This is a genomic window from Tepidibacillus fermentans (assembly GCF_004342885.1).
Lineage (GTDB): Bacteria > Bacillota > Bacilli > Tepidibacillales > Tepidibacillaceae > Tepidibacillus > Tepidibacillus fermentans.
The window spans coordinates 141045-154458 of sequence record NZ_SMAB01000002.1; the positions used below are offsets into that span (position 1 = coordinate 141045).

The following is a 13414-nucleotide window of genomic DNA, read 5'->3' on the forward strand; positions in this document are numbered from 1 at the left end:
GCTTTCATTAAATAAACGGTCGGTAGGAAAGCTCGCTCGTTCAAGCACCCATAAGGACAAGTCACGCTATGTAACTTAAGTTGCAAGTCGTGCTATGTCGTAGCTTATAGAACATACAAACCAGTGATATTTATAAAAAGTGTAAGTTTACAAATTTGAAACAAATAAAAAAAGCTTGCCGTTAATAATATGATATAAAAGTAACATATACGTTTTCATTTGAAACAATTACTGCTATAATAATTTTTATACTCTCTAAATTTTATTAAGGTTTAACGAAATTTTCTTTTTCAACATATTCTGTATTACAGTTTTAAAAAGAAGGGGGGACCCTTATATGCGTGTTGAGAGATTAGGTCAAGATAAAATTAAAATATTCCTAACTTTTGATGATTTAAGTGATCGGGGTATAAAAAAAGAAGACCTATGGAATGATGTACCAAAAGTTCATGATTTATTTAATGAAATTATGGATCAAGCATACCAGGAATTAGGATTCGAGTTATCTGGTCCTGTTGCTGTTGAAATATTTGCAATTCCTGCCCAAGGCATGGTGGTTATAGTTTCAAGGGGAAAACAAAGAATATGGAATGAAGAAGAGTTAGATGATGATTTATTTGCTTTAGAAGTAACTTTAGAAGAAAGTGATTCGATTATTTTTGCTTTTAAAGATTTTGAGGATGTGCTAAGTGCAGCCAAAACGATTAATCCATATCTGATGTATGGGGGAACACTTTACCATTATAAAGAACATTATATTCTAATCATTGACCCGATTGATGTTCGCGATAATGGGGTCGAAACCTTTATCGCGCTACTATCTGAATTTGGTGAGGTTTCACCAATTTCGAAAGCGGTCCTAGAAGAATACGGAACTGTAATTATAGAAGAAGATGCTGTAAAGGTTTTAGTTTCCCACTTTTCTTAATAAAAATAGTCGGTTCACGTCGAACCGATTTTTTCTTACCGCATAGGAAAGTTTAACCTCATTAAAGTAATAAATAGAAGTTAAACTTGAACTATCGGCATTATTAGAGCAACTTTAACTTCAGTTATTAATTTCTCTTATCTATTAGCATTAACTTCTAGCATCACATCGGGGAAAACTTCTGCTAAAGAAGGACTTGACTGCAGCTTTAACTGTCTAGCGTGAACTGTACACTTTGTGTATTTTTGGGAGTGTATTTATACAATTATATTCTGAATTGGATATTAATTTGATTGGGAGTTGAAAAGAAAGTGAATATAGCTGTAATTTATGGTGGCAAATCAAAAGAAAGAGAAGTTTCCTTAAGAAGTGGAAAAGGAGTAGCAAATGCTCTTCGCAGAAAGGGATGCAATGTGAAGGAAATTGACTTTGTATCAAGCAATTTTATTCGTGAATTACATGATATTGATGTCGTCTATTTAGCTTTACATGGTCGTTATGGAGAAGATGGGAAAATTCAAGGTCTTCTGGATATTTTAGAGATTCCTTATGTTGGTTCTGGGGTATTAGCTAGTGCATTAGCAATGGATAAGGCAAAGGCAAAAAGAATATTTGACTATGCAGGAATTCGTACTGCTAAAGATTTAGTATTAAAAAAGGAACAATCGATTGAATTAAAGCAAATTGAGGAAGAATTTGGTTATCCACTCGTTGTGAAACCGAACCAGGAAGGTTCAACAATTGGTCTATCAATAGTAAAAAAACGAGAAGAACTAGAAGAAGCCATAGAGAATGCATTCTTATATGATACAGAGATTTTGATTGAAGAATTTATTGAGGGGACAGAAGTTACGGTAGCGATCCTTGAAACCGAAAAAGGTATAGAGGCTTTACCAATTATTGAAATTGTACCAAACAAAAATACTTATTATGATTATGAGTCGAAATATTCGGCAGGGGGTAGTGAACACATTATTCCAGCAAGAATTGATAAGAATACTGAAAACATAGTAAAAAAATGGGCGATTGCCGCTCATCAAGCCCTAGGGTGTTCTACTCTTTCGAGAGTTGATTTTATCGTTCCTAAAGATCAGAGTTTACCCGTTATTTTGGAAGTGAATACTCTTCCTGGAATGACAGAAACTAGTTTGTATCCTGATGCTGCAAAAGCAATTGGTCTAAGTTATGAGGATATTGTCTATCGCCTCGTCGAAATTACATTACGTCGTTCGACAAAGCCTAACAATTAAAAGGTCCAAGAAAAGAACTCCTTGTTTTTTACAGGAAGTTCTTCTTTTTTAGGAAAAATAATTTTCTGACAATTCAATCTACGATAGAATAAAAGAAGGAGGGAGAAAAATGGAGGATGCTAACAAAAAAATACAAAGGTTAATCTCTGAGGAAGAGATGTTACGATTAGTTAAATATTATCAGGAACAATTAACGGAGGATGCATTATTGTATCTAAAGGGGAGAGGTATTGAACAAGATATAATTGAAAAATTTAGTATTGGCTTTGAAAAAGATACGATTGGGTTTCAACCATATCATCAAGATTTTAAAGGATATTTTCGAAATCGAATCGTATTTCCGTTGTATACAAAAGACAAAAAAGTGATTGATTTCATTGGCCGTAGCTTAGATGGAAGGGAACCAAAATATAAATCTCTTCTTGGTGTAGAAGATCATTTTTTTAATGAAGCGGTATTAGAAAAATCTCAAGATGTTATCTTTTGTAATTCAATATTTGATGTACTATCATTGGAACAAGTGAATTTACCGGCAATTTGTATGGTTGACAATCAAGTATATAATGAACAAATTGGGAAGATAAAAGGAAAAAGGGTTTTCTTTTGTTTTGGGAATGATGAATTGGGGAGAAGAGAAAGTATTCGTTTGGCTAAAATTTTTGAAAGTCATGTGAAAGAACTTTATATAATCCGATTACCCCAAGGCTTTAAAGATATCAATGATTTTTTTGTTAGAGTAAAGGATCCTGTTGATCAATTCATTAAATTGATTCATTTAACTTTAGAAGAAAGTATTTACCGTACGATTGCTCCAGAACAAAAAAATCTCATTATTTATCAAGAAGAATACAATAAAAGACACAAAGGAAACGTAACGGGTATAAAAACAGGTTTTCAAGATCTAGACTCCTTATTAATGGGTGGTTTGCAAGAAGGTTTATACGTATTAGGTGGAAATGTTTCAGTTGGTAAAACTACTTTTTTAAAGCAACTAACAGACCAAATTGCTCGACATGTTCCAGTGATTTATATATCATGGGATATGACCTCTTTTGAGTTATGGGCTAGAACGATGGCTCGATTATCAAAGCATCCTGTTCAGGCTGTTTTGTCTGGATCAGTTCCGATTAAGGATATTCAATTAGCAAATCAAAAATATGCGGATATTGCAAAGCGTATTTGGATTGTGGAGGCCACTTTATCATCAGGTTTAGAAGATATTGCGTTTTATATCAGCAAAATTTTGCAAGGCTTAAATACCAAGCCTGTTATCATCTTTGATCATTTACAAAGAATTCAGGTGAGCAAAGGAACTAGTCTCACGAATACGGAACAACAACTTCAAGTTACTCATCATCTGAATTCTTTATCAAGAACTTGGGGCTTACCGATTATTCTAGCAGCTTCAGAAACAGAAGAAGATTTACCAAGTGGATTACTCGCTTCCGTTGATGTCTATTTAAGTTTAGAAGAACACTCAAAAGATCAGAAGATCCCAGTCACATTGGAGTTAAGAAAAAATAGAAATGGAGCTTTAGGTAAAGTTCAATTTTTGTTTGATCGTGCGATAGGAGAGTTTTCGAAAGTACCAGAATATACTGATTAGATGAAAATATCTTCTCATTGCAAATTTAAAGATGTATACTACAAATAGAACTTATTAATATTTCCTATTAGAGGTGGTAAATAATGGGACAAAACGACGTGGTAACCGGTAAGAAGAGTGAGGTCAAAGAAAAAGAAAATTTAAATGTACTTCACTCAACTCAAGCAGTTATTAAAGAAGCACTAGATAAACTAGGTTATCCAGAAATTATGTATGAGTTGTTAAAAGAGCCTTTACGACTTCTTACAGTTCGTATACCAGTGAGAATGGATAATGGAGAAGTAAAGGTGTTTACCGGTTATCGTGCTCAGCACAATGATGCTGTCGGCCCAACAAAGGGTGGAGTTCGTTTTCATCCGGACGTCACAGAGGATGAAGTGAAAGCGCTTTCGATGTGGATGAGTATTAAGGCTGGCATTATGGATTTACCATATGGTGGTGGTAAAGGTGGAATTATCTGTGATCCTCGTGAAATGTCTTTTAGAGAACTAGAAAGACTAAGTCGTGGATATGTACGGGCAATTAGCCAAATTGTAGGACCCACAAAAGATATTCCAGCGCCAGATGTTTTTACGAATTCACAAATTATGGCCTGGATGATGGATGAATACAGTCGTATTCGTGAGTTTGACTCTCCTGGTTTTATTACAGGGAAACCCCTTGTTTTAGGTGGTTCACATGGGCGCGAGTCAGCAACGGCAAAAGGTGTTGCCATTATGATTCGTGAGGCTGCTAAGAAAAAAGGAATTCAATTAGAAGGAGCCAAAGTAATTATTCAGGGTTTTGGAAATGCTGGTAGCTACTTATCCAAGTTCATGTATGATGCCGGTGCAAAAGTCGTCGGAATTTCTGATGCATACGGTGCATTATACGACGAAAATGGTTTAGATATTGATTATTTACTAGATAAAAGGGACTCATTTGGTACTGTTACGAAACAATTTAAGAACACAATTACAAATAAAGAGTTACTTGAAAAAGAATGTGACATTTTGGTTCCTGCAGCAATAGAAAATCAGTTAACTGTAGAAAATGCTTATAATATTAAGGCGAAAATTATTGTTGAAGCGGCTAATGGACCAACAACAAATGAGGCGACAAGAATTTTAACAGAGCGAGGTATTCTAATCGTACCTGACGTTTTAGCTAATGCTGGCGGAGTTACCGTATCCTATTTTGAATGGGTACAAAATAACCAAGGATATTATTGGACGGAAGAAGAGGTTTGGAAGAAACTAGAAGATGTAATGGTGAAGGCATTTGAAAATGTATATAATACTGCAAATTCCCGCAAAGTGAATATGAGATTAGCTGCCTATATGGTCGGTGTTCGTAGAATGGCGGAAGCTGCACGTTTTCGTGGTTGGGTTTAGGATTCATCTGCAAGCAAAAAAAGGATTGCTCATTAAATTGGGCAATCCTTTTTTTCGCTTTCCTACCGACCGTTTGTTCAAGGAAAGCCGTAAGGTTAGGAGTAGCTTAGAACATACAAGCAACATCATCTTCGTATACGCTACACACAACGGAGCGCGTTGGAACATACTAACCATTTAGCGATCAAAATATTTTTGCAAATCTTCTTGACCATTTTTAAACAAATGATAGGTCACCATTAACTTAATTCTAGCTTTTTGCCCATTCAAACCATTCGAGAATATAACTCCTAATTTCTTTAATTGTTTTCCCCCACCTTCATAATCATAGACATCATCAACAAAACCGTTAAAAGACCTGGATACAAGAACTATCGGTATTTTATTTTCTACTGCTCTTTTAATTCCATTCAACATTTTAGGAGGCAAATTTCCTTGTCCTAATGCTTCAATTACAATTCCTTGGTAATTGTTATCAATATATGTATGAATCAACAAATCATCCATTCCAACAGCAGCCTTGATTAAACCGATTTTTCCATTAGGAGGAACCAATGGATAATTATCTCGAATTAATGGAGCGTGAGAAAAACGGATTCCTTTTTTCGTAACTGTACCGATAGGACCATTTGCAGGGGATTGGAATGTAGCAACATTACTAGTGTGTGTTTTTGTTACATATCGAGCGGCATGTATTTCATCATTAAAAACAACGAGAACCCCTTTTCCACGAGAAGTGGGGTCTTTTGCAACACGTACTGAATTCACTAAATTTAAAGGTCCATCTGCTCCAAGTTCATTACTACTTCTCATTGCTCCTGTAAGAACCACAGGCTTTTCACTTGTAATCAGTAAATCAAGAAAATAGGCCGTTTCTTCTAACGTATCTGTACCATGAGTAATCACGATACCAGAAACATCCTTATTTTCTAAATATTGATTCATATGTAAGGCTAATTGATACATAATTTCCGGTGTCATATGAGGACTAGGAATATTAATGAAATGGTCCATTTGAACTGGTCTGTAATCTTCTAAAAAAGGCATCATTTGGTCAAGAGTATCTTGATCGATTGGTTTAACTGTTCGACTCCTCAAATCTTCACTCATGGCAATCGTGCCACCTGTCGTAATGACGACAACTTTATTCATCATCATTATGTCCTCCATGCAGTTATAGTATTGTCTTTATATATTATATATGACTTAAGCAATAAACAACTAAATTTTTCATAATTCTGGACAAACCGAAAGATAGAACTGGAAAATTTGGGTCACAAATTCTGCAGGTATGTTAACGATTGTGCGCCAGGATACACGAATTTGCATAATAAGCTTATTCTGAACTCAAAATAAAAAAAAACATTATATGAAAAATGGAGTGAAATATCATGTTTAAAGGAATTGCTGGAGTATTAATTCCAATTTTACTTATTGCATTAGTAGGAGCTGGTTTTTGGGGATATCAAGAGAATCAAGAGAAAAATTCAATTTTGATTAAGGCTGAAAACCAATATCAACGGGCTTTTCATGATCTCAATTATCATATTGATTCACTGCATGATGAAATTGGAAAAGCTCTCGTTGTCAATTCTCGTAGACAACTTTCCCCTTCCTTAGCGAATGTCTGGAGACTTTCTTATGCCGCACAAAATGATGTAGGCCAGCTACCATTAACGTTAATGCCATTTAACAAAACTGAGGAGTTCTTAGCTAAAATTGCTGATTTTTCTTATCGAGTAGCAGTAAGAGATTTGGATAAAGATCCGTTAACCGATAAGGAATATAAAACATTAAAAAGTTTATACGAACATTCTAAGGACATCCAACATGAATTAGATCAAGTGCAAACAAAGATCCTTCAAAATCAATTACGATGGATGGACGTTGAGATCGCATTAGCACAACAAGATAAAAAAGCAGATAATACAATTATTGATGGATTTAAGACGATTGAGAAAAAAGTTCAGGAATACCCAGAAATTGATTGGGGTCCGGAAATGACGAAATTAGAGAAGAAAGAGAAAGAAAAAGGGAAAAATTTACGCGGAAGTTTAATTACATCAGACCAGGCAAAGCAAAATGCATTACGCTTTTTAGGTTTATCGGTAAACGACCAAGATATTCGAGTTGAACCATCAGGGAAAGGATCGAATTACCAAGTATATAGTGTTCATATTGAAAAAGATCCACAAATTAACCTCGATTTAACGAAGGTAGGCGGTTATGTCGTTTGGATGATTAAAAATCGACCTGTTAATGAAAGTAGATTAACAACGCAACAAGCTCTAGCAAAAGCAAAACAATTTTTACAAAAACATAATTATCAATCAATGGTTCCGATAGGGATCGATGATTTTGATAACACCAATATTTTTACATTTGCTTATCAACAAAATGGTGTAATTGTTTATCCAGATGTAGTACAAGTAAAAGTGGCCTTGGATAACGGAGAAGTTATTGGTTTTCAGTCGGCTGAATATATTTTTAATCATAAAGAGCGGAAATTGCCAACAGCAAAAGTAACAAAGGAAGTTGCTCGGCAAAAAGTAAATCCTAACTTAAAAATATTATCAACACGTCAAACATTGATCAATAATACGAATGGTGATGAAGTTTTAACTTATGAATTTACAACTTTATTTGATAAAAATCATTACAAAATTTATATTAATGCTTTAACAGGAGAAGAAGAATTAGTGGAAAAAATGAAAGATGGAGATTTTCTCAAAAAATAAAAGTATAACTTGCAAAGGAACTTTGTAGAGATTATCGAATCTCAAGAGGTTCCTTTTCATGATATAATAACAAAAAAGTTTTCGTTTAAAAAGCGGAGGGGAGAGAATGTTACTGCAAATCAATCAAGTGGTATTTCTTAGTATCAATCACAAACAGGAATTTTCACTCAAAACAAGAATAGCAGAAATAAATAATCAATATATCAGTATCGAGATACCAATAAACGAAAAAACAGGAAAGATAGAAAAAATACCAATTGGAAGAAGAATTTCATTGTTTTACATAGCCAAAGATCAAGGTAAATATATGTTTGATACAACTGTAATCGGTGAAAAAAGAGATCAAGTTGAATTATTGGTGCTAGAAATACCAAAACCTGAGCAAATTAAACAGGCACAACGAAGAAATTTTTTAAGAGTACCTACAAGTATTGAAACTTCATTCCAGCTTCAAGATGATCCTTTGAAAGAATGGTTTTTAGTGAAAACACTTGATTTAAGTGGTGGAGGAATGCAAATCATTGTTCCAGCACCAAATAAATTATATCAGGGGATGAAGATCAATGGTTGGTTAGCAATACCATATATTATCGAGGATAAGATTGAACATGTTCAATATGAAGCGGAAATTGTAAGGATTATGACACCGGCTGAAAATGAGAAGGTAAGATGGGTCTCTATAAAATTTACTTCAATTACTGAGACTTCAAGAGCAAAAGTGATTCGTTATTGCTATCAAAGACAAGTACAATTGAGAAAAAAAGGAATAATATAAATCAATGAATGTTCCCAAAATAAAGTGGAAAAGATAGGTAATGGGTGATATGATGGGAACAAAAAATCGTTACCAACCTTTTGATGAAAGATTTCTGCGATTTTCTGAAAAAGTAGAGTCGCTATTAAAAAAAATATTACTCTTTTTTTTCGTAATGCTTTTATTGGTACAACTATTACTTTCATTCGATTTCTTTCGAAAGACATTTGTTCCGATTGAGAAAATGGAAGGTTCTATCCGTATAAAAATTGATTTTCCATCTCAATTATAGTAATATATATATATCTATTTAAATAAATTTTCAGTCACCAGTAGCAGGCAAAAGTCCTGCTTTTTGTATGTCTTTATATGGAGGAACTTTAGATGAAGATTGCTATTGATGGACCAGCAGGAGCTGGAAAAAGTACTGTCGCAAAGAAAGTGGCACATGAATTGGGATATGTTTATATCGATACAGGTGCCATGTATCGTGCTTTAACTTATAAGGCAATTCAAGATCAAGTGGATTTACATAATGGGGAGGCCTTAGCTGCATTGCTTGCCAAATATCCAGTGGAACTTCTTGTGGAAAATAATCAACAAAAAGTAAAGATTAATCACCAAGATGTAACAGAATACATAAGAACACCAGAAATTTCTAAGTATGTATCGACCGTAGCTGCACAGGAACAAGTTAGAAAAACAATGTTAATGATTCAACGTTCCTTAGCGGCGAAAGGAAATGTAATTATGGATGGCCGTGATATCGGCACAAATGTCTTACCTGATGCTGATTTAAAAATATTTCTTACTGCTACCATTGAAGAAAGAGCGAAAAGGCGTTACCAAGAATTACTAACTAAAGGATATAAAGGATCTTTTGAAGAGATTAAGCAGGAAATAGCATCGCGAGATAAACAAGATCAAGAAAGGAAATATGCTCCATTAAAACAAGCAGGTGATGCCATTTTGATTGATACTTCAAAATTAACAATTGACCAAGTGGTAAACCATATCCTTCAATTAGTAAAAGAATATCAAGAGGGTGATAAAAATGAACTTATATAGAACCCTCAGACGTATTGTTCGAATCTATTTTCAATTATTTTTTCGCTTTCGAGTCAAAGGAGAGGAAAATATACCCTCCTCTGGTCCTGTAATCCTCATCGCAAACCATATAAGTAACTACGATCCGCCAGTTCTTGCCTGTGCGATTCAACGTCAAGTACACTTTATGGCAAAAGAGGAATTATTCTCTATTCCTATTTTAGGAGCGTTATTACTTAAGATTGGAGCTTTTCCTGTGAAAAGAGGAGGTAATGATCGAAAAGCGATAAAACAAGCTTTTCAAGTCCTAAATGAAAATCGAGTATTGGGTATTTTTCCAGAAGGAACTCGAAGCAAGACAGGAAAATTAGGAAAAGGAATGCCTGGAGCTGCCTTATTTGCAATCAAATCAGATGCGAAGGTTATACCGGTTGGGATTCAATCTCGTTATAAGTGGTTTCAGCCGATAAATGTAAATATTGGAAGTCCAATATCTTTAGATTCGTATAAGCAGGAAAAAGTAAGGACAGAAGACTTGGAGGAAATTGTTGATTTTTTAATGATGCAAATACAAAAACAACTTAATGAGATTAAAGGATAAACCAATGAAGATCATAGTTCTAATTGCTATCTATTTTGGAATGATCATTTTTATATTTAGGTTAAGTTCATTCATTGCCAGAAGATGCATATATAAAAATTGTTCTTTACTTGAAACCAAAAAAATGGTATGGAATTTTTTAAATAGCTTTATAATAAATTTAACGATCTTATTTATATTTATCCTATTCTACTATCTTCAGTTGATATCCGTTTATAGTGTATTGATCATACTCATGATAACAAGTCTTGTATTTATTATGATTCTGGTTTATTTTTTTCAAAAATTAAAATAGTGTATATGCACTTCACCTTTTGGCGAGTGTATGAATTATACTAATAAAAATGACTTTTTTCAGGAGGGAATCACATGGTTGGAGAAATGAATAATGAAATTTCAAACATAACAACATTACAAAAAGGGGATCTCGTAAAGGGGAAAGTACTTAAAATTGAAGACAAACAAGCGATCATTGACATCGGTTATAAATATGACGGAATTCTCCCGATCGGTGAGGTTACCAATGTTTATGTCGAAAATATACAAGATGTCATACAGATTGGAGATGAGTTAGAGCTAAAGGTTCTTCGCGTGAATGATGAGGAAGAGAAATTAATTCTTTCAAAGAAAGCAATTGATCAGGAAAAGGCTTGGGACATCTTAGAAAAAAGAAAGGAAAATAATGAGGTATTTGAAGTGAAAGTGGCTGAAATTGTAAAAGGTGGTTTGATTGCCGATGTAGGTGTTCGTGGCTTCATTCCTTCTTCATTGATAGAAAACCATTATATCGATGATTTTTCTGATTATAAAGGTAAGACATTACGTGTAAAAATTGTTGAACTTGATCGGCAAAAAAATAGGGTTATCCTCTCGCAAAAAGATGTTTTACAAGAGGAAAAAGAAAAAGAAAAGAACACTCTTTTCTCCCAACTTCAAGTAGGAGAGGTGAAGGATGGAATCGTTCGAAGAATTACTGATTTTGGCGTTTTTGTCGATATTGGTGGAATCGATGGACTTGTTCACATTTCTGAAATATCATGGGATCGTGTAGAAAAGCCTTCTGATGTCTTGAAAGAAGGGCAACAGGTTAAAGTGAAGATTGTTCGCTTAGATCCTGAAACGAAACGAATCAGTTTAAGCATCAAAGAAACGGAACCTAATCCATGGAAAAAGGCAATAAGCACGTTGAAAGTGGATGAAATCTATTTAGGTACCGTGAAAAGGCTAACTAACTTTGGGGCTTTTGTTGAAGTAATGCCTAATGTCGAAGGACTAGTACATATTTCCCAGATTTCTCATCGACACATTGGAACACCAGGAGAGGTACTAGAAGTAGGACAACAAGTAAAGGTGAAAATATTAGACATTGATCGTGAAAATCAACGAATCAGTTTAAGTATAAAAGAAGCAGAAGAAAAAGAAACAAAGGCAGAAGAAATCCCGCCAGAATATGAGAAAAAAGATACCGGTTTTTCCGTCACTTTAGGTGATGTGATTGGAGATAAATTAAAGGATTTAAAATAATAATACAATACCATTTCATTATACCCATGTGATCATGGGTTTTTTTTATTGGAAAAAAGAAATAATACCTAATAGAAAAGGTGGTTGAGACTGTAATGGGGTAACGGGAAGTCTACTTCTCATCATTTTTATCATTTTATATAGTACGGGTTGGTTTCGTTCAAGAATTCCTGTAGAACCAAAAAAAATGCTATTGATTATTGTTCTATTCTTTCTATTGTCTTGGATTGAAATTCCTTTATTTTATGGACTAAAAGTGAATCTTGGAGGATTTTTCTTGCCAATAATTGTCTATTTCTACCTATGGGTTCATGTTGACAATAATCGGATTTACTCATTCTTTTCCGTAATGCTATTAGGTGCAATTTATCTTAGTCTAAGAGTATTTTTACGATCAGATCCAATCCTCATCATTTTTGAAGAATCGATTCAAATTTCTTTATTCTTATCGATGATCATACTATTTATGGCTCAGAATTTGATTGATGCTTTTAGTTTGTATTTGGGTGGATACGTAATGGGTGAGCTATTCTTTTTATTCTACAATTGGGGGAATAGACAATCAGAGTTTGTTTTAGGAGATCAATTAGTAAGAGATATTCTCGTGTTTGGATCATTTGAAATCTGGATGGCATGGATGTTGATTGAGCTATTCAAACAATGGAATAAACAAAGAAAAATTCGCATATGGAGGAAAAGACAAATCAATGGTGAATAAAGAGATGATAGCTGTTACACTCGGGGTCATAGTAGGATTTTTAAATAGAATCTTCATGTTGCGCACAGATTACCGACAATACCCTACACATAAACATGGTAAAATGATTCATTTATCACTAGGATTTATTGCAGCAGGCTTAGGTGCTGTTGCTGTGCCAGCTCTTTTAGAAGAGAATTATACAGCGATTACTTTTTTAGGACTAGCTGCCCAACAGTTTCGTGATGTGCGAAATATGGAAAGACAAACATTATCAAGGCTAGATGAATTAGAGTTAGTTCCAAGAGGTTATACCTATATCGAAGGAATCGCGATGGTTTTTGAAGGGAGAAATTATTTAGTAATATTTGCAGCTTTTTTTACTTCAATGGTCACTAGTTTAACCAATTGGAAATTAGGAATCGTGGCTGGAATTTTAACCATTGTGATTAATCAAAGATATATGTCCGGTTTAAATATTAAAGATATAGCGGATGTAAGACCAGCGAAAATAAAAATAGAGGGGCCTCATCTATTTGTTGAAAATATTTATATCATGAACATTGGATTACAAACATCACAAAAAATAATTGAGGAACATGGCATGGGTATAATTATAACCCCTAAGGATATGAATAGTAGTGTAACGCTGGCTAATTTAGGACAACGACAAGCGATACTTCATAATTTATCAACGATCCTAGGTGTTTATCGAGATTCAGGAGAACCTTCACTTGTTCCATTAATTAAGAGGGATCTTAACGATGGAAGACTCGGTGTTTTTTTTCTTCCGTACAATAAGAATCCAGAAGAAGCAATACGGATTGTAAATCTGGTACCTGTACTAGAAAACGCAATTAGATTACCGTCTGAATCGAAAGAAAAAGAGGGATAAG

The 13414-nt window shown here is 34.1% G+C and carries 12 protein-coding genes; 11 read left to right on the forward strand and 1 reads right to left on the reverse strand.

Translation table 11 applies throughout. The features are described from left to right. Positions 1–337: 337 nt before the first annotated feature. The 4 genes from EDD72_RS02090 to EDD72_RS02105 all read left to right on the forward strand — a co-directional run bounded on the left by EDD72_RS02090 (position 338) and on the right by EDD72_RS02105 (position 5157). A complete protein-coding gene (locus EDD72_RS02090) occupies positions 338–928 on the forward strand; it encodes a genetic competence negative regulator (protein WP_132766976.1) in 591 nt (196 codons plus the stop codon). Between the two features lie 311 nt (positions 929–1239). Continuing rightward, positions 1240–2178, forward strand: a complete 939-nt coding sequence (locus tag EDD72_RS02095) for a D-alanine--D-alanine ligase family protein (RefSeq protein WP_132766977.1) — start codon at positions 1240–1242, stop codon at positions 2176–2178. A 109-nt stretch (positions 2179–2287) separates the two neighbouring features. After that, the gene (locus tag EDD72_RS02100; protein WP_132766978.1) at positions 2288–3784 is read left to right on the forward strand and encodes a DnaB-like helicase C-terminal domain-containing protein; all 1497 of its coding nucleotides are present in this window, start codon (positions 2288–2290) and stop codon (positions 3782–3784) included. A gap of 83 nt (positions 3785–3867) precedes the next feature. Then, positions 3868–5157: a Glu/Leu/Phe/Val family dehydrogenase gene (locus EDD72_RS02105; protein WP_132766979.1), complete on the forward strand. Its 1290-nt coding sequence runs from the start codon at positions 3868–3870 to the stop codon at positions 5155–5157. Positions 5158–5334: 177 nt separating this feature from the next. On the opposite strand, the gene EDD72_RS02110 is transcribed toward EDD72_RS02105, so the two are convergent. Beyond that, on the reverse strand, positions 5335–6312 hold the full coding sequence (locus EDD72_RS02110) for an asparaginase (RefSeq protein WP_165894928.1): 978 nt from the start codon (positions 6310–6312) through the stop codon (positions 5335–5337). A gap of 233 nt (positions 6313–6545) precedes the next feature. Here EDD72_RS02110 and ypeB point away from each other — a divergent pair, with 233 nt between their 5' ends. The 7 genes from ypeB to EDD72_RS02150 all read left to right on the forward strand — a co-directional run bounded on the left by ypeB (position 6546) and on the right by EDD72_RS02150 (position 13413). After that, positions 6546–7895 carry a germination protein YpeB gene (ypeB, locus tag EDD72_RS02115; RefSeq protein WP_132766980.1) on the forward strand — a complete coding sequence of 450 codons (1350 nt, stop codon included), beginning with the start codon at positions 6546–6548 and terminating at the stop codon, positions 7893–7895. A gap of 106 nt (positions 7896–8001) precedes the next feature. Then, positions 8002–8670, forward strand: a complete 669-nt coding sequence (locus tag EDD72_RS02120; protein WP_132766981.1) for a flagellar brake protein — start codon at positions 8002–8004, stop codon at positions 8668–8670. 363 nt (positions 8671–9033) lie between these two features. Continuing rightward, the gene (gene cmk, locus EDD72_RS02130) at positions 9034–9717 is read left to right on the forward strand and encodes a (d)CMP kinase (RefSeq protein ID WP_132766983.1); all 684 of its coding nucleotides are present in this window, start codon (positions 9034–9036) and stop codon (positions 9715–9717) included. Beyond that, entirely contained in the window at positions 9704–10297 is a 594-nt protein-coding gene (locus EDD72_RS02135; RefSeq protein WP_132766984.1) for a lysophospholipid acyltransferase family protein, read from the forward strand. Before cmk ends, EDD72_RS02135 begins: the two co-directional genes overlap by 14 nt. A 369-nt stretch (positions 10298–10666) precedes the next feature. Beyond that, entirely contained in the window at positions 10667–11821 is a 1155-nt protein-coding gene (rpsA, locus tag EDD72_RS02140) for a 30S ribosomal protein S1 (protein WP_132766985.1), read from the forward strand. 187 nt (positions 11822–12008) lie between these two features. After that, on the forward strand, positions 12009–12539 hold the full coding sequence (locus EDD72_RS02145; RefSeq protein ID WP_207893616.1) for a YphA family membrane protein: 531 nt from the start codon (positions 12009–12011) through the stop codon (positions 12537–12539). After that, a complete protein-coding gene (locus EDD72_RS02150) occupies positions 12529–13413 on the forward strand; it encodes a YIEGIA family protein (RefSeq protein ID WP_132766987.1) in 885 nt (294 codons plus the stop codon). Before EDD72_RS02145 ends, EDD72_RS02150 begins: the two co-directional genes overlap by 11 nt. Position 13414 lies beyond the last annotated feature (1 nt).